Genomic DNA, 26,418 nt, shown 5'->3' on the forward strand with positions numbered 1-26,418 from the left:
GGCGCGCTCAGCGGCCGCCCGGCTGCTCCGGCAAGGGAGCCAGCCGGGTCACTTTCTCCAGCAGTATGGACATGTCGAAGGGCTTGTTCATCCGGTCATCGCAGGGGATGGCCTCGCAGACCTCCGGCGGCAGCATGGCCGTGCTGGCTGAGAGCAGGATGACCGGGATGCGCTTCAATTCGGCATCGGCCTTCACGAGCCTGCAGACTTCGTCTCCCTTCATGGTGGGCAGGAAGTAGTCCAGGATGATCAACTCGGGCTTCTCCTTGCGGATCAGCTCGAGAGCCTGCTTGCCTTCCCCGGCCGATATGACCACATAGCCGCGCTTGGCCAATTTCTTGGACACCAGGAGCAAGGTGTCCGGGTCGGAGTCGGCATAAAGGATTCGAATCGGCATATCAAGCGCTCCTGGTCTCGGCCGGCAGTGTGAAATAGAACGTCGTCCCTTTCCCGGGCCGGGAGTCAAGCCCGATGTTCCCGCCGTGGCTCTCTATGATGTTGCGCGAGATCGCGAGACCCAGCCCGCTGCCTTCCTTCTTGGCGCTGATCGAGCTGATCTGGGAGAAGCTCTTGAACAGAGCGTCCATGTCCTCTTTCCTGATGCCGGGCCCTTCGTCCTGCACCGAGACCCGGACTTGCCCGTCGTGGAGGGCGCTCTTGATCGTCACTCGTCCCCGCTCCGAGAACTTGACGGCGTTGTTGAGCAGATTGATCACGACCTGGGAGATCTTGTCCTTGTCGCAGCTCACGCGCGGCAGGCCCTGCGCCAGCTCCAAGGCCAGGTCCAGGCCCTTGGCTTTGGCGACCGGGGAGAACGCCTGCGCGGTCTCGTCGAGCAAGACGTTGATATCCAGGGATTTCTTAAAGAACGGCATGCGCCCGGAGTCCAGCTTCTGGAAGTCCAGGACGTCGTTGATGAGGCGAGCCAAGCGGTCCACGTTGCGCTTGGCGATGCTGAGGCAGTCGCGCTGCCCCTCGGTGGGAGTGCCTTCCGACCCGTCCAGGACGTTGTCGATGCCCAGCTTGATGCAGGTCAAAGGCGCGCGCAACTCGTGGGCGACCACGTTGACGAAGTTCACCTTCAGTTCCGCCGCTTCCCGCGCTTTCTCTTCGGCCCGCAGGCGCTCGCGGTTCATCTGCTGCAGGGATTCGGCGTTCCAGAAGATCAGGATGGCGAAGATGAGCACGTTGGCCAGGCCGAACAGCGACGAGCCCGCGGTGGAGTCGTAGAGCCCGGTGCTCTGGACCAACAGCCTGACGGTGGCCAGGCTGGTCGGTATGATGATCATGGCCGGCAGCAGGAGGCGCACGCTCGAGCCGCCGGGCCCTTCGCTGCTCATGAGGACCATGATCCCCCGCTGCGGCCGGGCGCATAGGATGCCGAGATTCAGGACGGCGAAAGCCAGCGCGACGTTGAGCTCCATGGCGTCGAAGAAGGGGCCGCGATACAGCAGGGGCCTGATGCCGTAGCCATAGCCGGTCAGCGTCTGCAGGGCCACGGCCAGGCCGCCGGCGCATACGATCTGCGCCGGCCACAGGCCGGCCGGCCATTCCAGCTCCAAGAACAGCAGCGCCAGCCCTATGAACAGGAACCCCACGATCGCCAGGGGGGCCACATGCGGCGCGGCCTGCCCGGCCTTCCAATGGCTCATGAACAGATGATCGAGGCTCACATACCCGCCTCCGAAGCCGGCCAGGTTGAGGATCGCCAGGACGATCAGGAGCGCGGCGCCGACCTGCCCCAGGCGGCGCACCCGGGGATCCCGGATCTCCATGCCGCGCAGAGAAGCTCCCGCCGCGACGAACATGACGGCCGTCAGCGGATGCACGGCCAGCAGCGCCGCGGGGACCAGGAAGAGCCCGCCGCTTTGCAGGATCCAGCCCAGGAGCACGCAGCAGCCCAGGAACATCGAACTGGCTGCGGCCAGGATCGCGAATCTCCCCAACAGCGCGGTCACTTCGGAATCGCTAGGAGGCATGGCGGATGCCATAGATTCTATCACACTCCATTTGGATTATGATATGTTAGTCATCATGAAGATCGTCTGCTGGGGCGCGCGCGGCTCCATCCCGGTCTCCGGACCGGATTACCTTAAATACGGCGGCGACACCACCTGCCTGGAGATCCGCTCGGCCGCGGGCGACGTGGTCCTGGTGGACTGCGGCAGCGGGGTGCGCCGCGCGGGCAACCGGCTGCTCGAGGAGAAGGTCCGGCGCTTCACCATCCTCCTGACGCATGCCCACTGGGACCATATCCTGGGCTTCCCCTTCCTCAAGCCGCTCTACCATTCCGACGTCAAGATCGACTTCCACGGCTGTCCTTTCGCCCAGAAGTCCATCCAAACCGTGATCGGGAAGATCATGGAGCCGCCGCAATTCCCGGTGAACCTGGGCGCCATCCGGGCGAAGATGAGCTTCAACGACCCTTGTCTGTCGGGCGTCAAGATCGGCTCTCTGACGGTGACGCCGATCCTGCTCAGCCACCCCAACCAGGGCCTGGGCTACAAGTTCCAGGAGAACGGCAGCTCCTTCATCTTCCTGACCGACAACGAGCTGCGCTACCAGCACCCCGGAGGCTGCCAGTACGAGGATTACGTGGCCTTCTGCGCCGGCGCCGAGGTGCTCATCCACGACGCGGAGTTCACCGACGATGACTACGGGCGGACCAGGACCTGGGGGCATTCCACCTGCCGGCAGGCGGTCGGGCTGGCGCTGGAGGCGAAGGTCAAGCGCTTCGGGCTGTTCCACCACAACCAGGACCGGCCGGACTCCCAGGTCGACGCCATGGTGGGAGACTGCCGGCGCCTGGCCGGGGAGCAGGGCTCCCCCCTCGACTGCTTCGGCGTGACCCAAGAGACGGCCTTCGAGCTGTAGGCTCCCGTGAGCTTCCTGGTCCGAGCCCAAGACCCCTCCTGTCGCGCCCGCGCCGGAGTCCTCTCCACCCCCCACGGCGAGGTGGAGACCCCGGTCTTCATGCCCGTGGCCACCCAGGGCACGGTCAAGGCCTTGTCGCAGGAGGACCTCGGGACTTTGGGCGTGCGCGCCATCCTGTCCAACTCCTATCACCTCTACCTGCGACCCGGCGTGGAGGTCGTGCGCAAGGCCGGCGGCTTGCACCGCTTCATGGCCTACGACGGCATGATCCTCACGGATTCTGGCGGCTTCCAGGTCCTGAGCCTCGCCGACCTCAGGAACGTCGACGACGAGGGAGTGACTTTCAAATCCCATCTCGACGGCTCCGAGCACCGGCTCACCGCGGAGAGCGTCATCGACGTGCAACGCGGCCTCGGCTCCGATTGCTGGACCACCCTCGACGAGTGCGCGCCCTACCCCGCCGACGAGGCGCACGCCGCCGCGGCCCTGCGCCGCACCATGGCCTGGAGCGACCGCTCCGTCGCCGCGCTCCAGCGCGCGCGCGACGCCGGGGCCAAGTCCCTCTTCTTCCCTATATTGCAGGGCTCCTTTCACCCCTCCCTGCGCCGCCGAGCTGTCGAGCACCTGCAGACCTTGCCTTGGGACGGAGTCTCCATCGGAGGCCTCTCCGTCGGAGAGCCCAAGGACATGACCTGGTCGACTTTGGACCTCGTCACCAGCCTGCTGCCCCAGGGAAAGCCTCGCTACCTCATGGGCGTGGGCACTCCGGCGGACCTTTGGGAGGCCGTCAGCCACGGCGTGGACATGATGGACTGCGTCTGGCCTACGCGCGTGGCCCGCAATGGCCTGGCCATGACGCGCCGCGGCCGGCTCAACATCTGCAACAGCGCCTGCCGCGAGGACTTCTCCCCCCTCGACGCGGACTGCGCCTGCCTCGTCTGCCGCCGCTACACCCGGGCCTACCTATCCCACCTCTTCCGCGCCAAGGAGTTGCTGGCCTACCGTCTCTTGAGCTATCACAACGTCCACCTCATGATGGAGACCGCGGCCGCCATCCGTCGGTCCCTGTACGACGGCTGCTTCGAGGTCAAGCGCCGGGAATTCCTGGCGGACCTCGCAAGTCATTGACCTCGCGCCCCAAAATAGGTTTATTCTCATATCGAAAAATCAATGACAGGTAGAACTGGAGGCCGTTCATGAACTACGCGCAAGTCTCGATGAAGCCTGCTTTGGTCCTGGTCTTCGCCGCTTCCCTGGCCGCGCTGGCGGTCGCCTACTGGCTCATCCAGTGGGTCCTGGCCAAGGACACCGGAACGGACGCGATGCGCAAGATCTCCGACGCCATCAAGAGCGGCGCCGAGGCTTTCCTGCGCCGCCAGAACACGACCATCCTGTACTTGGCCGGCGCCTTCGCGGTGCTCCTCTTCGTCCTCTACGCCTTCGTGCGCAGCCATAACGAGCACGACGCGGCCGAGCCCATGGTCTTGGCGATCTGGACCACGCTCTCCTTCGTCATGGGGGCGCTCTGCTCGGTGAGCGCGGGCTTCATGGGCATGTGGGTCTCCATCCGCTCCAACATCCGCACCGCCTCCGCGGCGCGCACGTCCTTGAACGACGCCCTGCGCATCGCCCTGCGCGGCGGCGCCGTGTCCGGCATCTTCGTGACCGCGCTCTCGCTCTTCGGCGTGGGCGGGCTCTTCACCCTGCTCAAGTTCCTCGGCTATGACGTGTCCAAGATCCCCTTCATGATCGTGGGCTATGGCTTCGGAGCCTCCTTCGTGGCCCTCTTCGCCCAGCTGGGCGGCGGTATCTACACCAAGGCCGCGGACGTGGGCGCCGACCTGGTGGGCAAGGTCGAGGCCGGCATCCCCGAAGACGACCCGCGCAACCCGGCCGTGATCGCGGACTTGGTCGGCGACAACGTGGGCGACTGCGCGGGCCGCGGCGCGGACCTCTTCGAGTCCACCGCCGCCGAGAACATCGGCGCCATGATCCTGGGCGTGGCCCTCATCCCCTTCTTCGGCTGGAAGGGCATCCTCTTCCCGCTGGTGGCGCGCGCTCTGGGCATCCTCGCCTCCATCGTGGGCATCATCTATGTCCGTACGGAGGAGGACAAGGACCCGATGACGGCGCTCAACATCGGCTACTACATCGCCTCCATCCTGGCCGCCGCAGGTTTCGCCTTCGCCGCGCGCTGGCTCCTCTATACCGACCAGGCGCCCAATGCCTGGCTCTACTACACGGCCTGCGGGGTCATCGGCATCCTGACCTCCCAAGCCTTCGTCTACATCACCCAGTACTACACCGAGTACAAGTACCGTCCGGTGCTGTCCATCGCCGAGGCCTCGCAGACCGGGCCCGCCACCAACATCATCGCGGGCATCTCGGTGGGCTTCGAGTGCACGGCCCTGCCGGTCATCGTCATCTGCATCGCGATCCTGGCTTCCTACAAGCTCGGAGCCGCCGCCCTGCCTGGCGGATTGGGCGGGCTTTTTGGCACGGCGGTGGCGACCATGGGCATGCTGGGGACCGCGGCCTACATCCTGGCCATGGACACCTTCGGCCCCATCACGGACAACGCGGGCGGCATCGTGGAGATGTCCCATCAGCCGGAAGAGATCCGCAAGAAAACCGACCGCCTCGACGCCGTGGGCAACACCACCAAGGCCCTGACCAAGGGCTACGCCATCGGCTCCGCGGCCCTGGCGGCCTTCCTGCTCTTCTCGGCCTACATGGACGAGATCTTCAACTACACGGGCAGGCGCATCGGAGTCGACATCGCCAAGCCGGAAGTCTTCGTCGGCGCCATGCTGGGCGCCATGCTGGTGTTCCTGTTCTCCGGCTTCACCATCCGGGCCGTGGGCCGGGCCGCCTTCGCGGTCATCAACGAGGTGCGCCGCCAATTCAAGGCCAAGCCCGGCATCATGCAGGGCACGGAACTGCCTGACTACGGGCAGTGCGTGGACATCGTGACCGTGGGCGCCCTGAAGGCCATGATCCTGCCCGGCCTGGTCGCGGTCGCCGGGCCCATCCTCGTGGGCGTGGTCTTCAAGATGTTCATCACCCCGGCGGACCCGACCATAGCGGCCGAGGCCGTGGCCGCTTTCCTGATGGTCGGGACCATCGCCGGCATCCTGATGGCGACCTTCCTCAACAACTCGGGCGGCGCCTGGGACAACGCCAAGAAGTACATCGAGACCGGGGCTTACGGCGGCAAGCGCTCTGAGCCCCACAAGGCCGCTGTCGTGGGCGACACGGTGGGCGACCCCTTCAAGGACACGGCCGGGCCGTCCTTGCACGTGCTCATCAAGCTGCTAGCCACCATCACGCTGGTGCTGGCGCCGTTGTTCTTGTAAGTCGAAACGGCAGGGCTCCCCAACGGAACCGCCGCCCCCTCAAGGGGGCGGCGGTTGCGCTTGAAGACGGCTTTGCCGTCTTCAAGCGCCATTCTACGGCAAGAAACCCTTGAAAATGTGCTAGAATCTTCGACCAGTTCAGTTATCCAAGGAGCGAACATGCCACCACAAGCGCAGCCCAACATGTGGGTCAATATGGTACCCATCGCGGCCGTCTTCGTCATCTTCTACTTCTTCCTCATCCGGCCGCAGCAGAAGCAGGCGAAGGAGCACCAGCAGATGCTCGATTCCGTCCAGAAGGGCGACCGCATCCTGACCACGGGCGGGCTCTACGGCACCGTCGTGGGGCTCAAGGGCACCGACCTGGAGGTGCGCTTCGCCGAGAACGTGAAGCTGACCCTGGCCCGCACCGGCATCGCCCGGGTGCTCAAGTCCGAGGCGGGCGAGACCGCCCCGGAGAAGGCCCAGACCGGCGTCTCCTGAGCGAAAGACCATGAGCAAGAACCAGATCAAGTGGTCGTGCATCCTTTTGAGCATCATCGGCGCCGTCGCGCTCCTCTATCCCACCGTCAACTGGTACAGCCTGGAGCCGGCCGAACGGGCCCGCCAGGAATCCTTCCGCATGCGGCCGAAGTTCATCCTGAACCTGGGACTGGACCTGCGCGGCGGCACGCATATGGTCATGGAGCTCGACGTCTCCAAGCTCGATCCGAAGGCGGACATCAACGACGCCATGGCGCGAGCCATCGAGATCATCCGCAACCGCGTGGACCAGTTCGGCGTGGCCGAGCCCCTCATCGTGCGCCAGGGCCAGCGCTGGATCGTGGTCCAACTGCCCGGCATCACCAACTCCGCCCAGGCCAAGGAGCTGGTGGGCAAGACGGCCCTGCTGGAGTTCCGAATGGTCGACGAGTCCGAGACCGCACAGAAGGCCTTGGGCAAGATCGCCGAGTTGGGCGTGTCCGCCTTCAACGGGACCAAGGTCTCCACCGCGGCGGCCAAGCTCGTCCCCGAAGAGGACCAGCTCTACGCGGGCAAGGAGAGCGCCCTCTACATGCTCAAGAAAGATGTCCCCCTCACCGGCGCCTCGCTCGAAACCGCGCGCGTGGAAACGGCGGGCGGCGACTACGGCATGCCCGTGGTGGCGTTCAAGTTCAAGCCGGAGTCCGCGGCTGTCTTCGGTACCCTGACCGGAGCCAACGTGGGCAAGCACATGGCCATCGTGCTCGACGACATCGTCTACTCCGCCCCGGTCATCAAGTCGCGCATCGGCGGCGGCTCCGGCATCATCGAGGGCCAGTTCACGGCCGACGACGCGCGGAATCTCGCCATCGTCTTGCGCGCCGGCGCCCTGCCCGCCCCGGTCAACATCATCGAGGAGCGCACCGTGGGCCCGACCTTGGGCGAGGACTCCATCCGCGCCGGCATCACCTCCAGCGTGATCGGCCTCATCCTGGTGATCCTCTTCATGGTGGCGTACTACCGTCTCTCCGGGATGGTGGCCTGCATGGCTCTGGGGCTCAACTTCCTGTACCTGGCGGCCTGCATGGCCTACTTCAAGTTCACCCTGACTTTGCCCGGCATCGCGGGCATGATCCTGTCCTTGGCCATGGCGGTGGACGCCAACGTCCTGATCTTCGAGCGCATCCGCGAGGAGCTCAGGGCGGGCAAGCCCGTGCGCATGGCCGTGGACCAGGGCTACGACCGGGCCTTCACGGCCATCTTCGACTGCAACCTGACCACCGTCATGACGGCCGCCTTCCTGTTCCAGTTCGGCACGGGCCCGATCAAGGGCTTCGCCATCACCCTGATCCTGGGCATCATCATGAGCTTCATCACGGCCATCTACGTGACCCGGCTCATATTCGAGTCCTATCTCTCCGCCAATCCCGTAGAGGAGCTTTCGATCTAACATGCAATTCCTCCATAATCCCGACATCGACTTCGTCAAGTGGCGCCGCATCCCGATCGTGCTGTCGCTGATCATCATGTTCGGCGGCCTGGTCACGATCGTCTTCAAGGGGTTCCACTACTCCATCGAGTTCACGGGCGGCACGCTCGTCCAGGTGGCGTTCGCCAAGGGTCAGACCGTGGATATGGCCAAGATGCGCTCCGCCCTGACGGAGGCGGGCTTGGCGCCCGAGATCCAGACCATCAGCTCCGGCGGCAAGGTCAGCTACAGCCTGCGCGAGAAGGGCGACGAGAAGGCCATGGAGGCCGTCTCCAACAAGACCATGGACGTGCTCACCAAGGCCTTCCCGGAGGCGTCCCCGGTCCTCGAGAAGAAGGACATGGTCGGCCCGGTCGTGGGCAAAGACCTCAAGCGCAAGACCTACTGGGCCATCTTCCTGAGCCTGATGGGCATCGTCATCTACCTGGCCTTCCGTTTCTCCAACCCCCTCTGGGGCTTCACGGGAGTCGTCGAGCTCTTCCACGACGTCATCGGCGTAGCGGCCTTCTTCTGCATCATGGGCACGGAGATCGACCTGCTCATCGTGACGGCTCTGCTGACCATCGCGGGCTACTCGGTGCACGACACCATCATCATCTTCGACCGGATCCGCGAGAACCTGCGCATCAAGCGCGGCGCGAACTTCGGCGAGATCGTCAACGCCTCCATCAACGAGACGCTGTCGCGGACCATCATCACGGTGCTGACCGTGCAGACCGTCTGCATCATCCTGCTCATCTTCGGCGGGCCGGTCATGCGCAACTTCTCCCTGGCCATGGTGCTGGGCAACATCCTGGGCACCTACTCCTCCATCGCCGCCACCGCCACTTTGATCTACGAGTGGGAGACGCATTGGGGGGGCAAGAAGGCCGCCGAGCCGGCTGCCCCGCTCAAGGGCGGCAAGCCGCAGCCCAAGAAACAGAAGGGCTATGCGTAAGATCCGGGGCTTCAAGCTCGCCCTCAAGGCCGCGGACGTCAAGCGCCGCGCCAAGAAGGCCGGCTTGGATCTCGCGGCGCTGGGCCTGGGAGACGACGATCTGGCGAAGCTCCTGGCGGCGGCAGCCAAGACCATCGCGCCGGGCGTGCTCTTCGAGACCTTCAAGCACCCCGACTCCGACGCCGCGGCCCTCTCCCCCATCCCGGGCCTGGCCTACAGCGTGATCCTGGCGACACTGGGGCCGGGATTCGCCCCGGCCAAGGAGCAGTCCCGGCAGAGCTCGGCGGAGACCTACGCCCTCTGGGGCTTGGTGGAGGCCGCCGCCTTGGACGAGGCCGTGCGCTTCGCCGCGGCCCTGCTGGAGGAGGAGGCGGCCACCGAATCCTGCACTTTGAGCCCCTGGAACGCGCTCCAGGAACCCGCGGCCCTGGAGATCGTGCTGCGCAAGCTCGACGCCGGAAAGCTCGACGTGCGCCTGCACGAGGGCCGGCTGGACCCCCCGGCCACGACCGCAGTGAGCCTGAGCTGGCTGGCCCAATCCCGGGCGCGCAAGCCCAAGAAGGATTGAGCATCCTCCGCCGCCTCGCCCCTTATCTCGCCTATCTCTACGTCTCCTTCGTCGGCCTGACCTCGCGCCTGCGCTGGCTGGGCGAAGAGCATCTCGCCGCAGCCCGCCGCGTGAAGGGCCCGGTGATCTACGCCTTCTGGCACCAGCGCCAGGTCTTCTTCACCTGGGCCCACCGCGGGTGGCATGTGAAGGTCCTGGTCAGCCGCAGCCGCGATGGGGAGATCATCGCCCAGGCCATGCGGCTCTCGCGCATCCCGGCCTGCCGGGGCTCCTCCTCGCGCGGCGCCGTCACCGCGGCCCGTGAGCTCCTGGAGGCCTTGAACGATGGCTTCGACGTGGCCGTCACCTGCGACGGCCCGAAAGGGCCGGCGCGGGAGGTCAAGGCCGGCATCCTGTACCTGGCCCAGAAGACCGGCCTGCCCATCGTGCCCATAGCCAATGCGCTGTCGCGTAGGCTCGAGATCTCCCGCGCCTGGGACCGGTTCCAGATCCCCCTCCCTTTCTCCCGAGCCGTGGTGGTCCACGGGCCGGCGCTCTTCGTGGGGCCGCAGGACGACCTGGCGGCCAAGGCTAAAGAGCTCAAGCTCGCCTTGGACCGCATCCACGAGGATGCCGACCGCGAGGTGTCCTGATGGCTCTTGCGGTCCTGCTCGCGCTCAATCTGGCGGCGCCGTTTGTGGTGCTGGGGGTCCTGGCCAAGTTCGTCTTCTCGGCGCGGCGCGGCCTGCTGCGCGACCTGCCCACCGAACTCGACGAGCGCCTGGGCGGCCTGCCGCGACAAGCCCGCGCCAAGCTCGCGGGCCGGCCGGTGCTTTGGGTCCACGCGGCTTCCGCGGGCGAGGTCGCGGCCGTCTCCGAGATCCTGCGCCGGCTGCGCGAGCGCCCCGGAGCCCCGGCGGTCCTGCTCTCAACCACGACCCGCGCCGGCCGCGAGGCGGCGGCGCGCCTGGCGAGCGTGGACGCCGCAGTCCTGGCCCCCATCGACTGCTGGCCCGCGGTGCGGCGCTTCCTGCGCCAGGCCCGGCCCTACGCATTGGTGCTCGTGGAGACCGAGCTGTGGCCCAACATGATCGAGCTGGCCGCGCGCGCCGGGCTGCGCATCGGGGTGGTCAACGGCCGCATCTCGGAGAGGAGCTTCCCGCGCTACCGGCGGATCGCGCGGCTGCTGCATCCATTCTTCGCGCGCATCGACCGGGTGGCGGCCCGGACCGAGGCGGATGGGCGGCGTTTCGCCGCGTTGGGCATCCCTGCCGACCGGGTCCTGGTCGCGGGCAACATGAAATACGACCGATTGTCATCCGGAGACGAGCGCGGCCGCGCCGAGCTTGTGCGCTTGGGCTGGCAGGGCTCTGCGGTGCTCGTGGCGGCCAGCACTCATCCCGGCGAGGAAGAGATCATCCTGGAGGCCTTCACCGGCCTGCGCCGGCGCTTCCCGGCATTAAAGCTGGTCATGGCTCCCCGCCACGTGGAGCGCGCGGACGACGCGGCCGAAGCCTTGCGCAAAGCGGAGCTGTGTTTCTGCCGCCTCGGCGGCGAGGCCCCGGCCGAGGCCTGCGTTCTTCTCGTAGACGCGATGGGCTGGCTGCCCTCCTTCTTCGCCTGCGCCGCCGCGGCTTTCGTTGGCGGGACCATGGTCCCGGTCGGCGGCCATAACGTCCTGGAGCCCGCCTTGGCCGGCGTCCCGGTGCTCTTCGGCCCGCATACGGGACACACCCAGGAGGCGGCCGATGCCCTCAAAGTCTGCGGCGGCGGCTTCCAGGCCGCGGACGCGGCGGCTCTGGCAAGGATCATGGAGCGGCTCCTGGCCGAGCCGGAGTTCTCTGCCGACTCCGGGCTCAAGGCTCAGGCCCTGGTGCGCAGTCTGCAGGGCGCCACGCAGCGGACTTTGGAGCATCTGGGACCTGTCCTCGCGCTGCCTCTGCGGCCCTAAGCGAAAAAGCCTTGTCAGCCCGCGGTCCGGCTGTTACACTAATGCCATGAGGCCTGTCCGCGCCTGCCTGCTCTTGCTGTTGCCGATCTTCGCCTCCGCAGCCAAGGTCGGCGAGGTCCCGCCCATCTCCCCTGAGATCGGCTCCGGGCAGCGTCTTACACTCATGGGCGGCTCCCAACTCGGGGATTCCCGGCTTCTTACGCCCACCCTCCAGAGCGGCGCGCCGTCCTTGATAAGCCTCACCCTGCCGCCTTCGGTGATCCCGCGGGTCTCGGTCGCGCCAACGCCAATACTGAACGCGGCCCCGGCGGTGAAGACCGGCATGGACCCGCTTGCCGCGCCAGAACAGCCTAGCTCACTGCCCGGAGGCACGGGTCAGCTCGACACCGCCTCGCGCAAGTCCGTGGAGATCACCGGCGACTTAAACGCCCCTTCCGGCCAGGTCCAGGAGGAACAGGTCCAGGGCTCGGCTTCGGCCATGTTCGACGGCGTCGCCAAGTCCGGCCTGCAGCAGGATCTTGCTCCTGTGCTGGCCGCTCCAGCTGAGACCGCCCCCGGCTATTCCCCCCGCCCCATATACGAGGCCGCCAAAGGCGATAGCCGCAGGGACTGGTCCATAGGCGGCCGGCCCGCGACTTACCTGGGCGGGGGCGGCTTCAAGGACATACTCCTGCACCCGGACGACCCGGAGGTCCTGCTCACTCTCTTCACCCAGGCCGGCTCCGATGACGCGCTGGGCAGCCGCAGCGAACGCAACCTGGACCTCGGCCGGCATAGGCCCCTGGAGGAACTGGGCTTGGCCCCGCGCGTCCTGCAGGTGGGAGCGCTCAAGATCGCGCAGGGCCAGGGGGTGCGGCAGGTCTCCTACTACATGCAGGAGCGCGTCCGGGGCCGGACCTTGAGCCAGGCCTCGCCCGCGGACCTGCCGCTGGTGCGGGCCCTCTTCGACCGGCTGGTGGCGGCCCGCATCAAGCTGACCGACCGCAACCAGATGCTCGAGAATATCATGGTCGGGACCACCCGCTCGCAGCCCAGCCGCCGGGCCTATGTGATCGACGCCGGGGAAGCGCTCGCTGTCCCCGGCCAAGGCTTCATGGACAAGCTGGCTCGCAGGCCGGATCCCCTGCGCGAATATTACGACGGTCTGCTCCGGGATCTCTCCGCGCGGCTCAAGACCGGCGGCCGGTCCTGAGCGAGCCACAAATTGGTAAAATGCGTCGGTGCCCAATAGAATACTCGTCATCCGGCTCTCCTCTTTGGGCGACGTCATCCTGACCGCGCCGGTCTACAAGAACCTCAAGGCGCATTGGCCGGACTGCCGCATCTCGGTCCTGGTCAAGCCAGCCTACGCCGGCATCGTGGCCGGCATGCTCGGCGTCGACGAGGTCATCCCTTTCACCGGCCTTTTGGGCGCTCTGCGGCGCATCAGCGCCGGGGGCTTCACGCACCTGCTCGACCTGCACGCCAATTTCCGCTCCTGGCTCATCCGCCAGTTCTGCGCCGTACCCCAGGTCAGCGTCTACCGCAAGGACGCCCTGATCCGCCGCCTCTTCGTCTTCCTGCGCCTGCCCTTCCCCGCTTTGGAGCGCCACAACGTGGAGCGCTATCTCGCGGCCCTGGCGGACTGGGGCGTCCCGGTCCGGGAGCGCTGGCTCAGCCTGGGCGATTACGGCGGACCGGCCGCGGCTTCCGGCACCCCTTCCAGGACCAATGTCCTGATCCTGCAGAGCGCTTTTCTGGGCGACAGCCTCCTGACCTTGCCCCTGGCTCGCGACCTCAAGAGCATACTCCCCGACTGCCGCGTGACCGTCCTGACCTTGCCCAGGAGCGGGGCTCTGTTCACGGATTCCCCTTACGTCGACGAGGTCGTCCTCGACGACAAGCGCGGCATCCATCGCGGCCCGCGCGGGACCTGGCGCCTGGCCCAGGACCTGCGCCGCAGGAAGTTCGACCTGGCCTTGATCCCCCACCGCTCTTTGCGCAGCGCCCTCCTGGCGCGCCTGGCCGGAATCCCCCGCCGCATCGGCTCCGCCGCGAGCGCCGGTCGCTGGCTCCTCACGGACGCGGTGCCCTTCACCTGGCTGATGCACGACCTGGAGCGCAACCTGGCCCTGCTGCAGCCTCTGAAGCCCGACATCCGCCCCCGGCCGGACGAATCCGTGTTCGTGGCCAAAGACGACAAAGCGACCCAGACCATCGGCATGCGGCTGCGCGAGGAAGGGGTGGCGCCCGAGGAGCGCCTGGTGGGACTGCATCCCGGCTCGGTCTGGGCCACCAAACGCTGGCTGCCGGAACGCTTCGCCGCGCTGGCCCGCGGCCTGCGCGCGCAGGGCCTGCGCGTGGTCATGGTGGGAGGCGAGACCGACCGGGAGCTCTGCGGCCGCATCGCCCGGGACGGCGACGCCCTGGATTGGTCGGGGCGCACCGACCTCATGGAGCTCAAGGCGCTGATGGGGCGCATGGCCCTGTTCGTGACCAACGATTCCGGCCCCATGCACATGGCCACTGGCATGGGCGTGCCCACGCTCGCGATCTTCGGGCCCACCACCCGGGAGCTGGGCTTCTTCCCCTACGGGGCCGGGCATCGGGTCGTGGAGAAGGACCTGGCCTGCCGGCCCTGCAGCCTTCACGGCGGCAAGGCCTGCCCGGCCGGGCATTTCCTCTGCATGCGGCTCATCACGGCCGAGGAAGTCCTCGCCGGCGCCCTGCAGATGGTCCGCGCGGCGGTGGCGCCGTGAGGATCCTGCAGATCGAAGACGAGCCCTGGGATTCCGGCATCGCCCACTACGCCCTGACCCTCTCCGCTCAGCTCCAGCGCCTCGGCCATGAGGTCCATTTCTGGGGCCGCGCCGGCTCCACGCTCGTCGCCGCGGCGGCGCGCGCCGGACTGCGCGCGCGGGGCCTGCGGCGCCCCTGGTCCTCTTTGCACGGCCTGCGCGCCCAGGTGCGCGCCGCGGGCATCGAGCTCATCAACGCCCACACGGGCAGCGGCCACGCCCTGGCTGCGGCCTTGGCCGCCTTGACCACCGTGGCCGTGGTGCGCACGCGCGGCGACGCCCGTCCCGCGGCCAAGCATCCCCTGGCCCGGCTGCTGGCCCGCAGGACCGACGCCTACATCGCCGCCAACTCGGCCATCGCCCGGGATCTGGCGGCCGCGTTCTGGGGCTCGCGGGTCGCCACCGTGTTCCAGGGCATCGCGGCCGGGCCGCCCCCGCCCCTGCCCGCGGGCTGCGCCTTCGGCCTGCTCGGCCGGCTGGACCCGGTCAAGGGACACGAGACCGTTCTGCAGGCCTTGGCTCTGCTCAGGAAGGTGCATCCGGCGGCGCGCTTGCGCGCCGTGGGCGGGGGCGCGCCCCTGCGCCGCGAGCAGCTGGAAGCCCGGGCTCGGGCCCTGGGCCTGGAGGGGTGCGCGGTGTTCACCGGCTTCGTGCCCGACGTAGCGGCCGAACTCGCGCGCTGCCGGATCGGGGTGGTGGCGTCCACGGCCTCGGAGGCCGTGTCACGCGCCGCCCTGGAGTGGATGGCGGCGGGCCGGCCGGTGGCGGCCGCGGCCGTGGGCTGCCTGCCGGACCTCGTGGAGGAGGGCGTGACGGGCTTCTTGACCCCGCCGGGCGACGCCGCGGCCCTGGCCCGGGCCCTGGCGCGGCTGCTGGAGCAGCCGGCTCTGGCCGAGCGCATGGGCGCCGCGGCGCGGCGCGTCTTCGAGGAGCGCTTCAGCCTGGAACGATTCGGCGCCGAAACGATGAAGGTCTATGGACAGGTCCTGGGACATCTTCCATCTTGACGGAGAGCGCGGGCTGCGCGGCGGGGAGCGCCAGCTCCTCTACCTGGCCGCGGCCCTGCGCGCCCGCGGGCACCGCAACACCGTGGTCTGCCGCCGGGCCTCCCCCCTGGAGACCGAGGCGCGGCGGCAGGGTTTCCAGACCGAGAACCTGCCGTACCTGTGTGAGTGGGACCCTATTTCCGCCTGGAAGCTCGCGCGGCTGGCCCGCCGCTCCCGGCGCCCGGTCCTGCACGCGCACACCGCGCACACGGCGGCGCTGGCGGCTTTCGCCAGCCCCCTGGGCGGCCTGCCCTGGGTCGCGCACCGGCGCGTGGACTTCGAGCTCAGCGGCAGGCTCAGCCGGAGGCTCAAGTACGACCGGGCCGGGCGCGTGGTGGCCGTGTCCGGGGCCATCGCGCGCCTTCTAGAGCGTTCCGGCGTCCCCCCCGCCCGCATCGCCGTGGTCCCCGATGGCCTGCCCGTCGGCGACCGGGAGAGGCAGTGGACCGGCGCGGGCGAGGAGGTCTTCTCCCCGGCCTCGGCCCAGGAGAAGGCCCACCTGCGCTGGCAGCTGGCGCAGCGCTTCGGCGCGCGCGAGTCGGACGCCTGGGTCGGGAACCTCGCCGCTTTGGTCCCGCACAAGGACCATGACACCTTGATCGCCGCGGCCCTGCTGGTCATCCAGAAGCGGCCGGAGACGACCTTCCTCATCGCCGGGCAGGGGCCGGAGCAGGAGCGCCTCCTCAAGCAGATCAAGCTCATGGGCCTGATGGGGAAGATCCTCATCCTGGGGCAGTTGGGCGACCCGGCTGCGCTGCTCAGATCGCTCGACCTCTTCGTCCTCTCCTCCTGGGGCGAGGGCATGGGCAGCGTGCTCCTGGAGGCTGCGGCCTGCGGCGTGCCCATCGCGGCCACCACGGCTGGCGGCATCCCCGAGATCGTCACGGACGGAAGCTCCGGGCTCCTGGTGCCGCCGCGCGACCCGGAATCCCTGGCCGGAGCCATCGACAGGCTGCTCGCGGACCGGGAGTTGGCGCAGCGGCTCGCGGACCGGGCTCGGGCTGGCCTGCGGGATTTCGGGCTCGAGCGCATGGCCGTTGAAATGGAGGCCGTCTATGCCGCCCTTGCTTAGCGCCATCCTGATCGCCACCGACGAAGAACGCGACCTGCCGGGCTGCCTGGAGAGCCTCCAGGGTCTGGCTGACGAGATCGTCGTGGTGGTCTCCGAAGAGACCGCGGACCGCACCGAGGAGCTCGCCCGCGCCGCCGGGGCCAAGGTCATCCGCCGCAAATTCATCGACTACGCCTCCCAGCGGCAGGTCTCCCTCGACGCGGCGGCCGGCGACTGGTGCCTCTGGATAGACCCGGACGAGCGGGTCACGCCGCCGCTGCGCGATGAGATCCGCTCCTTGCTGGCGGCGGCGGACGCGGACGCTTACGACATCCGCTTCGAGGTCCGGTTCCTGGGCCGCCCTCTGCGCTGGGGCGGCATGGGCCGGGAATCCCACGTGCGGCTCTTCCGGCGGGGCAAAGCGCGCTTCCAGGGCGGGCTGCTGCATGAGGGATTGGACGTGGCCGGCGCCACGGGACGCCTCCGGCACGGGCGGATGGTCCATGTCCCGTACGAGGACCTCGGCGACTACCTGAGCAAGCTTGACCGCTACACCTCTTTGGCCGCGCGCAAACGCTGGGACCAGGGGCAGCGATTCCACCGGTGGCATCATCTCATCCTGCCCTGGGAATTCTTCGCGCGGGCGGTGCTCAAGCTCGGCATCCTGGACGGTGGACCGGGCTTGATCTGGGCCGGGCTGGCCGCATTCCACAGCTGGCTCAAATATGTCAAACTAGGGGAAATCCAGAAGGAGGCGAAGCCTTGCTAGAGACGATTGCAGGCGGCGCAGCCATCGCCGGCGTGCTCAGCGCGCGCTGGAACTGGTGGCGGCCCAAGGCCGAGGGCCTGCCGAGCCTCATGTATCACAAGGTGGGCGACCATCCCCCAGGGTCCAAGCTCGCCAAGCTTTGGGTCACGGCCGCGGACTTCAGGCGGCAGATGCAGTATCTCAAGCGGCAGGGCTACACCTCCATGCTTTTCGCGGAGCTGCGCGACGCGGAGGTCGGCAGCCGCCCCATGCCGGCCAAGCCGGTCCTCATCACTTTCGACGACGGCTACGCCAACAACGCCGAAGTCGCCTTCCCCATCATGCGGGAGTCCGGGATGAAGGGCAACATCTTCCTGGTCTACGAGACCATCGAGCGGCACAACGCCTGGCACGACCCCGCCAGCGAGCCCTGGGTGCGCATGCTGACCTGGGCGGCCATCGACGAGTTGCAGCGCTCCGGCCTCGTGGAGTTCGGCTCCCATACCATGCGCCATCCCAACCTGGCCCGCACCCCGCTCGACGAGGTCCGCTGGGAGCTCTGCGAAAGCAAGAAGCGCCTGGAGGACAAGCTGGGTCGCCAGATGCTCGGCTTCGCCTACCCCTACGGTGCCGGGGCTTTCGTCCCGGAGGTCCGGCGCCTGGCTCGCGAAGCGGGCTACCGCTACGACTTCAGCATCAAGCAGGGCATCTCTCCTTGGCCCTGGGACCCGGAGTCCGGCCCGCTCCATAGGCTCTTCGTCCGCGGCGACGACTACATGCTGGATTTCCACCTGAACCTGACGCGGGGCAAGGCCCGCTTCTGAGGCCAGGCCCGCCATGAGCTGGGTAGACCGCCGCGCCCGCCTGCTCAAGAGCTTCTGGGGCCGCGGGCTCTTGTGGCTGCTCTCCATGGCCTACGGCGCGGGAGTCCTGGCGCGAGGTCTGCTCTATGACCTGCGCGTGCTCAAGCCCCGCCGGATCGACGCCAAGGTGGTCTGCATCGGGAACCTCACCACCGGCGGCACCGGCAAGACCCCGGCCACGATCCTCGCGGCCCTGACCCTGCGCCGGCGCGACCACCATGTCGCCATCCTGAGCCGGGGCTACGGCCGCCCGCAGAAGGACGCCGAGGTCTGCGTGCTCCACGACGATTCCGAGATGGACTGGAAGCGTTGCGGCGATGAGCCCTGGATGATGCACCAGATACTCAAAGGGCAGGACGTGCCCATCCTGGTCTCGCCGGACCGGGTCGGCGCCGCGGCGCAGGCCGTGACCTTCTTCGACTCCCGGGTGGTCGTCCTCGACGACGGCTTCCAGCACCGGCGCCTCGCGCGAGACCTCGACGTGGTGCTGGTCAACGCGCTCGACCCCTTCGGCGGCCACGCCCTTCTTCCCCTGGGGACCCTGCGCGAGCCCTTGGGAGCCCTGCGCCGGGCTCACCTCATCATGCTGACCCATGTGGACCTGGCGGAGCCGGAGGCGCTCGCCGCCCTGCGCCAGGTCATCCACAAGGCCAACCCGCGGGCGCCGCTGCTCGAGGCGGTCCACCGGCCGGATTTCCTGCTTGAGGTCAAGACCCAGGCCAAGCAGCGCTTCGACCACCTCCAAGGACGGCCCGTGGCGGCCCTCTCCGGCCTGGCCTCGCCGCAGCAGTTCGAGGACAGCCTGGAGCGCAGCGGGGTGCCCATCTCCCAGCGCTGGCGCTATCCGGACCACCACCGCTACACCAAACGCGAGTTGACCTCCGTCGACCACCTTCGGGCCGGCCTGCCCTTGGTGACCACCTTCAAGGACCTGGTGAAGTTCCCGGCGGACTGGCGCGGGATGCTCAGCGGAGAGGTCTACGTCCTGAGCATCAGGCTGGACATCGTCAAGGGCAAGAGCATCTGGCTCGAGACCTTGGGCGGCCTGGTGGGTGAGAAGGTATGACGTCCGTCATCGCCCTTCTGTTAGCCCTCCCGCTCGGTGCCGGCGCCGTCGATATCTCAAGTTCGACCATTGCCGACCTGCATCAGCTCTCGGAAGGCAAGATCGAGGCCTCGACGGACCTAGTCCATCTGGCCGTATTCCCGGAGCAGCTCTCCTACGACGTGTCCTGGGGCATCCTGGCCGTGGGCCGGGCCACCTTGGACGTGCGCGAGGTCGTGCTCTTCAGCGGGGTCCCCGCCTACCACGTGGTCTCCGAATCGAAGTCCAACGCCTTCTGCGACACGTTCTACAAGGTCCGCGACATCAACGAGTCATGGATCGACGCCAGGACCATCACCTCGCTGGGATACTCCAAGAAGCTGCGCGAGGGACACTTCTTCCGGGACGAATGGGTGCTCTACGACAAGCCGGCGGGGAAGTTCCTCTCCAAGAAGATCAACCGCGACGGGACGTTCGCTTGGTCGGCAGGCACCATCCCGGTCCAGGTGCAGGACATCCTCTCCAGCCTCTATTACGTCCGCTCCCGGGCGCTTGCGCCCGGGACCGAGGTGGTGGTGGACGTCAACACCAAGAACACCTGGCCTTTCGTCATCCGGGTCCTGCGCCGGGAGACCGTCAAGACCGCGGCCGGGACCTTCCCCTGCCTGGTGGTGGAGCCCGCCCTGCGCGAGGAAGGCATCTTCATCCAGAAGGGCCGCAAGCTCCAGATATGGCTGACGGACGACGCGCGCAAGGTCCCGGTGCTCATGCGCGTCGAGGTCTTCTTCGGGCACATTTCGGCCAGTTTGGCTAAAATGTTATAATCGCGAAAGATATTGATATGACCATAGCGCATGCCGAGCGCTCCCGCCTGCAGGGCATCGTAGACCGTTTCTCCCGGAAGCGCATCCTGGTTGTCGGCGACCTCATGCTCGACCAGTTCATCCGGGGCGGGGTCTCGCGCATCTCCCCGGAGGCCCCGGTGCCGGTGGTGCAGGTCCGCTCCGAGAGCTTCGTGCTCGGCGGCGCGGGCAACGTGGCCCACAACCTCTCGGCCTTGGGAGCCCGCGTCGAGGCCGTGGGGGTGCTGGGAGACGATCCGGCGGGCCGCATGCTGCGCGACGAGCTCTCGGCCCGGGGCGTCGAGGTCGGCCGCTTGGTGACGGACCCTTCGCGCGTGACCTCCCAGAAATGCCGCGTCATCGCGGAGCATCAGCAGGTGGTCCGCTTCGACCGCGAGACCCCCGGCCCTCTGCCCGTCCCGACTGAGCGGGGCCTGCTCAAGAGCCTCCTGACGGCCCTGCTCGATTGCGACGGGATCGTCCTTTCCGATTACGGCAAGGGAGTCATCTCCCGCAAGCTCATCGCAACGGCCATCTCCGGGGCTAGGCGGCGGGGCATCCCGGTCACCGTTGACCCCAAGGTGGAGCATTTCGGCTTCTACCGCGGCGTGGACTGCATCACCCCCAACACCGCCGAGGCCTGGGCGGGCATGCGGCGTCCTCAGCAGGCCGGCGAGAGACCCCTGACCGCACTGGGTTGGGACATCCGGGCCCGCTTGCGGGCCAAATCCGTCCTGATCACACGCGGCTCGGACGGGATGAGCCTTTTCGAGGCCGGCGGCCGCCTCACCCATATCCCCACGGTGGCCCAAGAGGTCTATGACGTGACCGGCGCCGGGGATACGGTCATCTCCGTATTGACTTTGGGCTTGGCGGCCGGCGCGCGCATCCGAGAAGCCGCCGTGCTCTCGAACTACGCGGCCGGCATCGTAGTGGGAAAGCTGGGCACCGCGGTCTGCACCGTGCCGGAACTGAAAGGGGCCTTGCGTTGAGGAAAGAGGGCGACTGCCTCGTCGTGATCCCGGCCCGCTTGGGCTCGACCAGGTTCCCGGCCAAGGTCCTGGCGCGCCTGGGCGGCAGGCCCGTGGTGGAATGGTGCTGGCGGGCGGCGCGCGCGGCCGGCGTGGGCCCCGTGCTCGTGGCCACCGACGACGAGCGCGTGCGCCGGGCCGTGGCCGCCTTCGGGGGCTTGGCGGTGATGACCCCGGTCTCCTGCGCCTCGGGCAGCGACCGCGTGGCCCGGGCCGCCCGAGGCCGCCGGGAGCCTCTGGTCATCAACCTGCAGGGCGACATGCCCTTCATCAAGCCCTCCACGGTCCGCCGCGTGGCCGAGCTCCTGCGCCGCAACCCCGGCGCGGACATGGCCACCGCGGTCATGCCCCTGCGCGACCCGCGGCGGGACGCTGACCCCAACGTGGTCAAGGCGGCCCTGGCTCAAGACGGCCGCGCGCTCTACTTCTCCCGCGCCGCCATCCCGTTCGCCCGCGACGGAGGCAAGCCCCGGCGTTTCGAGCACCTGGGCATCTACGGGTTCCGGCGCCGGTCCTTGGACCGATTCGTGCGCCTGCCCGCCACCGCTCTGGAACGCTGCGAATGCCTGGAACAGCTCCGGGCCCTGGAAGACGGAATGTCCATCTACGCCGCCGTGGTGACCGAGAGGCCCGTGGCCATCGACACCCCGGCGGACCTTCGTCGTGCCGAGCGTATGTTGCAGGGAACCAAAAAATGACCAAATACATCTTCGTGACCGGCGGGGTGGTGAGCTCGCTAGGCAAGGGCATCTCCGCCTCCTCCATCGGCAAGCTCCTGCAGGCCCGGGGCTTGCGGGTGTCCATGCTCAAGTGCGACCCCTACATCAACGTGGATCCCGGCACCATGAACCCCTTCCAGCACGGCGAGGTCTTCGTGACCGAGGACGGGGCCGAGACCGACCTGGACCTGGGCCACTACGAGCGCTTCCTCAACGCGGAGATGCACCAGGCCAACAACTTCACCGCCGGGAAGGTCTACGAAACGGTCATCTCGCGCGAGCGCAAAGGCGATTTCCTGGGCGCCACGGTTCAGGTCATCCCCCACATCACAGACGAGATCAAGAACCGCTTCCGGGCCATCTCCAAGGACGGGGACGTGGCCATCGTGGAGATCGGCGGCACGGTCGGCGACATCGAGAGCCTGCCCTTCCTGGAGGCCGCCCGGCAGATGGGCCTGGAAGGCGGCCGGGACAACGTCCTCTACGTGCACGTCACCCTCGTCCCCTACATCAAGGCCTCGGAGGAACTCAAGACCAAGCCCACCCAGCACAGCGTCGGCAAGCTCCGCGAGATCGGCATCAACCCGGACATCATCATCTGCCGCAGCGAGAAGCCCCTCAACTCCGACATCAAGGCCAAGCTCAGCCTGTTCTGCAACGTGCCCAAGGAGTCCGTGATCGAGGCCCAGGACGCGTTCAGCATCTACGAGGTCCCTCTCATGCTCCACAAGCAGGGCCTCGACGACCAGATCATCATGCTCCTGCGCCTGCGCACGCACTCCAAGGACCTGGAGTCCTGGACGGCCATGGTGGAGCGCCTGCGCAAGCCCAAGCGCGAGGTCACCATCGCCCTGGCCGGAAAGTACACCGACTACAAGGACGCCTACAAGTCGGTCAACGAATCCTTGGTCCACGCCGGCATCGCGCACTCCGCCCAGGTGCACGTGCGCTTCGTGGAGACCACGGACCACGACCTGGAGGAGAAGCTTGCCGACGTGGGGGGCATCCTCGTGCCCGGCGGCTTCGGCGACCGCGGCATCGAGGGCAAGATCCACGTGGCGCGCCTGGCCCGCGAGGGCCGCATCCCCTACTTCGGGCTGTGCCTGGGCATGCAGGTGGCGGTCATCGAGTTCGCGCGCAACGTGCTCAAGCTGGCCGGCGCCCACTCCACGGAGTTCGACGCGCAGACCCGCTACCCGGTCATCGACCTGCTTCCGGAGCAGAAGACGGTCAAGGACAAGGGCGCGACGATGCGCCTGGGCACCTACGAGTGCGCGCTCAAGAAGGGCAGCCTGGCGCATAAGGCCTACGGCGCCAGCACCGTGCGCGAGCGCCACCGCCACCGCTACGAGGTCAACAACAAGTTCCGCAAGCTGCTCGAGGACTCCGGCCTCTGCGTGGCCGGGACCTACGCGGCCAAGAACCTCGTGGAGATCATCGAGCTGCCAGACCACCCCTGGTTCCTGGCCGTGCAATTCCACCCGGAATTCAAGAGCCGGCCGGAGGTTCCGCATCCGCTGTTCCGCGACTTCGTGGCCGCGGCCCTGGCCCGGACCTCCCAGCAAGTCCATGCCCGCTAAGCTGCGCGCCGTGCGCCAGGCGCGCCTGGCGGTGGGCGGGGCCGTCTTCGCCAACGACGCCCCCTTGGCCTTCATCGGCGGCCTCTGCGCCCTGGAATCCGAAGCGCTGCTCCGGCGGGTGGGCCGGTCGCTCAAGGACTGCTTCGCCAAGCTCGGCGCGGGCTTCGTCCTGAAATGCTCCGCGGACAAGGCCAACCGGACCTCGGGCGAGGCTTTTCGCGGCCCTGGCTTCGAAGCCGGCCTGCGCATACTCGCCCGGGTGGCGCGGGGCCTGGGCGTGGCCTGCCTGACCGACGTGCACGAGCCGGCCCAGGCCGCGCTGGCCGCTTGCAGGTCCCGGCCTTCCTGTGCCGGCAGACCGAGATGCTCCTGGCCTGCGGCCGGACCGGCAAGCCGGTCAACCTCAAGAAGGGGCAGTTCGTCTCTCCCTGGGACATGGCCCACGCGGTGCGCAAGGTCGAGTCCACGGGAAACCGCAGGATCATGCTCACGGAGCGCGGCACGAGCTTCGGCTACGGCAACCTCGTCGTGGATATGCGCTCGCTGACCGTCCTGCGCTCTTTGGGCTACCCGGTCATCTTCGACGCGACGCATTCCGTGCAGCTTCCGGGAGGCCTGGGCCATGCCACGGGGGGCGACCGCCGCGCCATCTGGCCGCTGACCCGGGCCGCGGCGGCCGTGGGCGTGGCCGGGGTCTTCTTCGAGGCGCATCCGGACCCGGACCGGGCTTTGAGCGACGGCCCCAACGCCTTGGCCCTGCGCGACGTGCCGCGCTTCGCCGCCATGGCGCAGCGCATAGACTCCATGGTGAAAAGGGAACTCCTATGAAATGCATGAACTGCGGCCAAGAGAACAAGGACACGGCCAAGGCCTGCAAGAAGTGCGGCCGGGACCTCACCATCCCGCCGGCCTGGTTCCCGGACGCGAAATGGCACCTGAGGACCTTGGGCATCATCTACGCCTGCCTCGTCGTGTTCTATTTCGGGGTGACCTATCTGCTGCGCAAGATGCCCCGGCCCTACCACATCCGCAAGATCCCCGTCGAGATGACGCCCTGGCTGCGTCCCGGGGGCAAGATCGTCCCCGATGAAGAACTGCAGGCCCCGGCCCAGCGGCCCCAAGTCGAAGACCCCGCCCCCGGCAAGAAGTGAGCGCAATCGCCCGCGTCGGCGCCGTCCTCGTCCTGCTGGTCCCGCTCGGCGCGGGCGGGTGCCGCCAGGCCCGGCCTACGGCCTCCGAACCGCTCCAGACCATGGAAGACTTCGTCTTGGACCAGACCGTCCACGGGGTCCAGGTCTGGGAGCTCGCGGCACGCAGCGCCGTCCTGCATGAGGAGGCGGGCCACGCGATCCTCGACCAGCCGCGCATGCGCTTCTTCCGCGACGGCCGCGTGGTCTCCCGGGTGAGCTCCGCGACCGGCAAGGTGCTGGTGGCCACGCACGACGTGTTCCTGTCGAGCTCGGTGGTGCTCGAAGCCCTTGAAGACCGCTCGGTCTTGGAGACGGAGTCCATGACCTATTCGGCCAAGCGCGACCGCTTCCTCACGGACGCCGAGGTTCTGGTCAAGAGGCCGGAAGGCCGCCTGCGCGGCCGCGGGCTGGAGGCCAAGCCGGACCTATCGGAGATCCGCATCTTCAATCAGCGCGCCGTGGTCAAGGAGAAGTCCTCATGACCTGGCTCGCCGCCCTGCTCCTGTGCGCCGGGCCGGCCCTAGGGGCCGACTCCGGGGCCGCGCACGAGGGCCGGCCTGTGGTGGGCGGCGTGGTGCGCAGCAAGGAATGGGTCATCCGCCGCGCCCCGCACCGGGAAGAGGAGTTCATCGGCGACGTGAGCTACCATAAGGGGCCCAGCCTGCTGACCTCGGATTGGGCGCTCTTCCGGCACGAGCCGCAGCTCTGGGACGCCCGCGGGCATGTGCGCCTGGAGCACACGCTCAAGTCCGGCGACCGCATCGAGGTCCTCGGCGATACGGCCCATTTCGACCAGAACACCGGCCGCGGCCGGCTGCTGCCGCCGAAGGACGGCCTGGTCGCCTATTCCCGCACCCCTTTGGAAGGCGCGCCTGACTCGGGTTCGGCCAAGCGCATCGATTGGGAGGGGCAGGAGCACATCCGCCTGACGGGGCGGGTGCATGTGTGGGGCTCGCGCCTGGCGCTCTGGGGCGACCAAGCGGACTATGAAGCGGGCGCGGGAAAGCTGACCGTGACAGGAGGCCGTCCGGTGGTGCAGGTTCTTCAAGGCGATTGGACCGGCGCGGTGCAGGGCGACCAGGTGACCGCTTTGCAGAAGCCGGACCGGGTTCAGGCTGACGGGCGGACCCGGGGTTGGATCAAGTTCAAAGAGAAGCCGGGGAAGAAGAAGAAATGAAGCTGAGCGCCAAAGACATCCACAAGGCTTACGGCCACCGCCAGGTGGTCAAGGGCGTGTCTTTGGAGGTCTCCTCCGGCGAGATCGTGGGTCTGCTGGGGCCCAACGGGGCGGGCAAGACCACCACTTTCTACAGCTTGGCGGGCTTCATCACGCCTGAGTCCGGGGTGATCGCCATAGACGATCAGGACGTGACGGCCCTGCCCATGTACGCGCGGGCCCGGCGGGGCCTGGGTTATCTGGCCCAGGAGCCGACGGTGTTCCGGGGCCTGAGCGTGGAGGAGAACCTGCGCGCGGTCCTGGAGCGGACGGTGCCCAGCCGCCTGGAGCAGATGCGCCGGGTCAAGGACCTTCTGGAGGAATTCGGACTCTGGGAGCTGCGGCGCCAGAAGGCCTGGACCTTGTCGGGCGGGGAGAAGCGGCGCTTGGAGGTCGCCCGGGCGATGATCAGCGATCCGAAGATCATCATGCTCGACGAGCCGTTCGTGGGCATCGACCCGATCACGGTCGGGGATCTCAAGACCATGATCTCGGCGCTCAAGGACCGGGGCATCGGCATCCTGATCACGGACCACAACGTGCGCGAGACCCTGCCCATCATCGAGCGCGCCTACCTGATGTTCGACGGGAAGATCCTCGTCGAGGGCAACTCCAGGCAGCTTCTGGAGGACCCGAAGGCCCGCGAACTGTACCTCGGGCACGACTTCAAGATCTAGCGGCGCTGGAGGACCAC

Annotated in this window: 26 protein-coding genes and 1 pseudogene; 25 read left to right on the forward strand and 2 right to left on the reverse strand. The window is 67.9% G+C overall.

All coding sequences use genetic code 11. The annotated features are described in order from the left end of the window. Positions 1-7: 7 nt before the first annotated feature. Both NTY77_00225 and NTY77_00230 read right to left on the reverse strand, forming a co-directional pair. Positions 8-397: a response regulator gene (locus tag NTY77_00225; protein MCX5793905.1), complete on the reverse strand. Its 390-nt coding sequence runs from the start codon at positions 395-397 to the stop codon at positions 8-10. Between the two features lies 1 nt (position 398). Next, positions 399-1,979, reverse strand: a complete 1,581-nt coding sequence (locus NTY77_00230; protein MCX5793906.1) for a HAMP domain-containing sensor histidine kinase — start codon at positions 1,977-1,979, stop codon at positions 399-401. Positions 1,980-2,034: 55 nt separating this feature from the next. Between NTY77_00230 and NTY77_00235 the strand changes: the two genes are divergently transcribed. From NTY77_00235 to lptB, 25 genes and pseudogenes are all read left to right on the forward strand, one after another. Further along, on the forward strand, positions 2,035-2,874 hold the full coding sequence (locus NTY77_00235; protein MCX5793907.1) for an MBL fold metallo-hydrolase: 840 nt from the start codon (positions 2,035-2,037) through the stop codon (positions 2,872-2,874). A gap of 6 nt (positions 2,875-2,880) precedes the next feature. After that, positions 2,881-4,002 (forward strand): tRNA guanosine(34) transglycosylase Tgt, encoded by a 1,122-nt coding sequence (tgt, locus tag NTY77_00240; GenBank protein ID MCX5793908.1) that lies wholly within the window; start codon positions 2,881-2,883, stop codon positions 4,000-4,002. Between the two features lie 89 nt (positions 4,003-4,091). Next, positions 4,092-6,230 carry a sodium-translocating pyrophosphatase gene (locus NTY77_00245; GenBank protein ID MCX5793909.1) on the forward strand — a complete coding sequence of 713 codons (2,139 nt, stop codon included), beginning with the start codon at positions 4,092-4,094 and terminating at the stop codon, positions 6,228-6,230. A gap of 159 nt (positions 6,231-6,389) precedes the next feature. Then, positions 6,390-6,713, forward strand: a complete 324-nt coding sequence (gene yajC, locus NTY77_00250) for a preprotein translocase subunit YajC (GenBank protein MCX5793910.1) — start codon at positions 6,390-6,392, stop codon at positions 6,711-6,713. A 10-nt stretch (positions 6,714-6,723) separates the two neighbouring features. Next, entirely contained in the window at positions 6,724-8,142 is a 1,419-nt protein-coding gene (secD, locus tag NTY77_00255) for a protein translocase subunit SecD (protein MCX5793911.1), read from the forward strand. Between the two features lies 1 nt (position 8,143). Next, on the forward strand, positions 8,144-9,118 hold the full coding sequence (secF, locus tag NTY77_00260) for a protein translocase subunit SecF (GenBank protein MCX5793912.1): 975 nt from the start codon (positions 8,144-8,146) through the stop codon (positions 9,116-9,118). After that, entirely contained in the window at positions 9,111-9,686 is a 576-nt protein-coding gene (locus NTY77_00265; GenBank protein ID MCX5793913.1) for a hypothetical protein, read from the forward strand. The genes secF and NTY77_00265 overlap by 8 nt, the downstream gene beginning before the upstream one ends. After that, positions 9,683-10,318: a lysophospholipid acyltransferase family protein gene (locus NTY77_00270; protein ID MCX5793914.1), complete on the forward strand. Its 636-nt coding sequence runs from the start codon at positions 9,683-9,685 to the stop codon at positions 10,316-10,318. Before NTY77_00265 ends, NTY77_00270 begins: the two co-directional genes overlap by 4 nt. Continuing rightward, positions 10,318-11,616: a 3-deoxy-D-manno-octulosonic acid transferase gene (locus NTY77_00275; GenBank protein ID MCX5793915.1), complete on the forward strand. Its 1,299-nt coding sequence runs from the start codon at positions 10,318-10,320 to the stop codon at positions 11,614-11,616. Before NTY77_00270 ends, NTY77_00275 begins: the two co-directional genes overlap by 1 nt. A 46-nt stretch (positions 11,617-11,662) precedes the next feature. Further along, positions 11,663-12,808: a hypothetical protein gene (locus tag NTY77_00280; GenBank protein ID MCX5793916.1), complete on the forward strand. Its 1,146-nt coding sequence runs from the start codon at positions 11,663-11,665 to the stop codon at positions 12,806-12,808. A 28-nt stretch (positions 12,809-12,836) separates the two neighbouring features. Then, positions 12,837-14,354 (forward strand): glycosyltransferase family 9 protein, encoded by a 1,518-nt coding sequence (locus tag NTY77_00285; GenBank protein MCX5793917.1) that lies wholly within the window; start codon positions 12,837-12,839, stop codon positions 14,352-14,354. Continuing rightward, positions 14,351-15,400, forward strand: coding sequence for a glycosyltransferase family 4 protein (locus NTY77_00290; protein ID MCX5793918.1), 1,050 nt, complete (start codon positions 14,351-14,353; stop codon positions 15,398-15,400). Before NTY77_00285 ends, NTY77_00290 begins: the two co-directional genes overlap by 4 nt. Further along, the gene (locus NTY77_00295; GenBank protein ID MCX5793919.1) at positions 15,369-16,511 is read left to right on the forward strand and encodes a glycosyltransferase; all 1,143 of its coding nucleotides are present in this window, start codon (positions 15,369-15,371) and stop codon (positions 16,509-16,511) included. Before NTY77_00290 ends, NTY77_00295 begins: the two co-directional genes overlap by 32 nt. Beyond that, complete coding sequence (locus NTY77_00300) at positions 16,495-17,259, forward strand: glycosyltransferase family 2 protein (protein ID MCX5793920.1); 765 nt, start codon at positions 16,495-16,497, stop codon at positions 17,257-17,259. Before NTY77_00295 ends, NTY77_00300 begins: the two co-directional genes overlap by 17 nt. After that, complete coding sequence (locus tag NTY77_00305; protein MCX5793921.1) at positions 17,253-18,062, forward strand: polysaccharide deacetylase family protein; 810 nt, start codon at positions 17,253-17,255, stop codon at positions 18,060-18,062. The genes NTY77_00300 and NTY77_00305 overlap by 7 nt, the downstream gene beginning before the upstream one ends. A 13-nt stretch (positions 18,063-18,075) precedes the next feature. Beyond that, positions 18,076-19,167, forward strand: a complete 1,092-nt coding sequence (gene lpxK / locus NTY77_00310; protein ID MCX5793922.1) for a tetraacyldisaccharide 4'-kinase — start codon at positions 18,076-18,078, stop codon at positions 19,165-19,167. After that, a complete protein-coding gene (locus NTY77_00315) occupies positions 19,164-19,970 on the forward strand; it encodes a DUF3108 domain-containing protein (GenBank protein ID MCX5793923.1) in 807 nt (268 codons plus the stop codon). The genes lpxK and NTY77_00315 overlap by 4 nt, the downstream gene beginning before the upstream one ends. A gap of 17 nt (positions 19,971-19,987) precedes the next feature. After that, positions 19,988-20,980, forward strand: coding sequence for a D-glycero-beta-D-manno-heptose-7-phosphate kinase (gene rfaE1 / locus NTY77_00320; GenBank protein ID MCX5793924.1), 993 nt, complete (start codon positions 19,988-19,990; stop codon positions 20,978-20,980). Further along, entirely contained in the window at positions 20,977-21,717 is a 741-nt protein-coding gene (gene kdsB, locus NTY77_00325) for a 3-deoxy-manno-octulosonate cytidylyltransferase (protein ID MCX5793925.1), read from the forward strand. Before rfaE1 ends, kdsB begins: the two co-directional genes overlap by 4 nt. Beyond that, a complete protein-coding gene (locus tag NTY77_00330; protein ID MCX5793926.1) occupies positions 21,714-23,318 on the forward strand; it encodes a CTP synthase in 1,605 nt (534 codons plus the stop codon). The genes kdsB and NTY77_00330 overlap by 4 nt, the downstream gene beginning before the upstream one ends. After that, positions 23,308-24,146 (forward strand): annotated as a pseudogene (gene kdsA / locus NTY77_00335) (3-deoxy-8-phosphooctulonate synthase). The gene NTY77_00330 and the pseudogene kdsA overlap by 11 nt, the downstream one beginning before the upstream one ends. Then, the gene (locus NTY77_00340) at positions 24,143-24,469 is read left to right on the forward strand and encodes a zinc ribbon domain-containing protein (protein ID MCX5793927.1); all 327 of its coding nucleotides are present in this window, start codon (positions 24,143-24,145) and stop codon (positions 24,467-24,469) included. Before kdsA ends, NTY77_00340 begins: the two are co-directional and overlap by 4 nt. Next, positions 24,466-24,990: an LPS export ABC transporter periplasmic protein LptC gene (lptC, locus tag NTY77_00345; protein MCX5793928.1), complete on the forward strand. Its 525-nt coding sequence runs from the start codon at positions 24,466-24,468 to the stop codon at positions 24,988-24,990. The genes NTY77_00340 and lptC overlap by 4 nt, the downstream gene beginning before the upstream one ends. After that, complete coding sequence (locus NTY77_00350; GenBank protein MCX5793929.1) at positions 24,987-25,685, forward strand: hypothetical protein; 699 nt, start codon at positions 24,987-24,989, stop codon at positions 25,683-25,685. Before lptC ends, NTY77_00350 begins: the two co-directional genes overlap by 4 nt. Continuing rightward, a complete protein-coding gene (lptB, locus tag NTY77_00355; protein MCX5793930.1) occupies positions 25,682-26,401 on the forward strand; it encodes an LPS export ABC transporter ATP-binding protein in 720 nt (239 codons plus the stop codon). Before NTY77_00350 ends, lptB begins: the two co-directional genes overlap by 4 nt. The last annotated feature ends 17 nt before the right edge of the window (positions 26,402-26,418 follow it).

The sequence above is a fragment of the Elusimicrobiota bacterium genome, assembly GCA_026388095.1.
Lineage (GTDB): Bacteria > Elusimicrobiota > Elusimicrobia > UBA1565 > UBA9628 > UBA9628.

Excerpts from the sequence above, each read along its gene's own strand:
- NTY77_00225 (MCX5793905.1), bottom strand. The coding sequence starts at position 397 with ATGCCGATTCGAATCCTTTATGCCGACTCCGACCCGGACACCTTGCTC.
- NTY77_00230 (MCX5793906.1), bottom strand. The coding sequence starts at position 1,979 with ATGCCTCCTAGCGATTCCGAAGTGACCGCGCTGTTGGGGAGATTCGCG.
- NTY77_00235 (MCX5793907.1), top strand. The coding sequence starts at position 2,035 with ATGAAGATCGTCTGCTGGGGCGCGCGCGGCTCCATCCCGGTCTCCGGA.
- NTY77_00245 (MCX5793909.1), top strand. The coding sequence starts at position 4,092 with ATGAAGCCTGCTTTGGTCCTGGTCTTCGCCGCTTCCCTGGCCGCGCTG.
- yajC (MCX5793910.1), top strand. The coding sequence starts at position 6,390 with ATGCCACCACAAGCGCAGCCCAACATGTGGGTCAATATGGTACCCATC.
- secD (MCX5793911.1), top strand. The coding sequence starts at position 6,724 with ATGAGCAAGAACCAGATCAAGTGGTCGTGCATCCTTTTGAGCATCATC.
- secF (MCX5793912.1), top strand. The coding sequence starts at position 8,144 with ATGCAATTCCTCCATAATCCCGACATCGACTTCGTCAAGTGGCGCCGC.
- NTY77_00265 (MCX5793913.1), top strand. The coding sequence starts at position 9,111 with ATGCGTAAGATCCGGGGCTTCAAGCTCGCCCTCAAGGCCGCGGACGTC.
- NTY77_00275 (MCX5793915.1), top strand. The coding sequence starts at position 10,318 with ATGGCTCTTGCGGTCCTGCTCGCGCTCAATCTGGCGGCGCCGTTTGTG.
- NTY77_00280 (MCX5793916.1), top strand. The coding sequence starts at position 11,663 with ATGAGGCCTGTCCGCGCCTGCCTGCTCTTGCTGTTGCCGATCTTCGCC.
- NTY77_00295 (MCX5793919.1), top strand. The coding sequence starts at position 15,369 with ATGGACAGGTCCTGGGACATCTTCCATCTTGACGGAGAGCGCGGGCTG.
- NTY77_00300 (MCX5793920.1), top strand. The coding sequence starts at position 16,495 with ATGCCGCCCTTGCTTAGCGCCATCCTGATCGCCACCGACGAAGAACGC.
- lpxK (MCX5793922.1), top strand. The coding sequence starts at position 18,076 with ATGAGCTGGGTAGACCGCCGCGCCCGCCTGCTCAAGAGCTTCTGGGGC.
- NTY77_00315 (MCX5793923.1), top strand. The coding sequence starts at position 19,164 with ATGACGTCCGTCATCGCCCTTCTGTTAGCCCTCCCGCTCGGTGCCGGC.
- rfaE1 (MCX5793924.1), top strand. The coding sequence starts at position 19,988 with ATGACCATAGCGCATGCCGAGCGCTCCCGCCTGCAGGGCATCGTAGAC.
- NTY77_00330 (MCX5793926.1), top strand. The coding sequence starts at position 21,714 with ATGACCAAATACATCTTCGTGACCGGCGGGGTGGTGAGCTCGCTAGGC.
- NTY77_00340 (MCX5793927.1), top strand. The coding sequence starts at position 24,143 with ATGAAATGCATGAACTGCGGCCAAGAGAACAAGGACACGGCCAAGGCC.
- NTY77_00350 (MCX5793929.1), top strand. The coding sequence starts at position 24,987 with ATGACCTGGCTCGCCGCCCTGCTCCTGTGCGCCGGGCCGGCCCTAGGG.
- lptB (MCX5793930.1), top strand. The coding sequence starts at position 25,682 with ATGAAGCTGAGCGCCAAAGACATCCACAAGGCTTACGGCCACCGCCAG.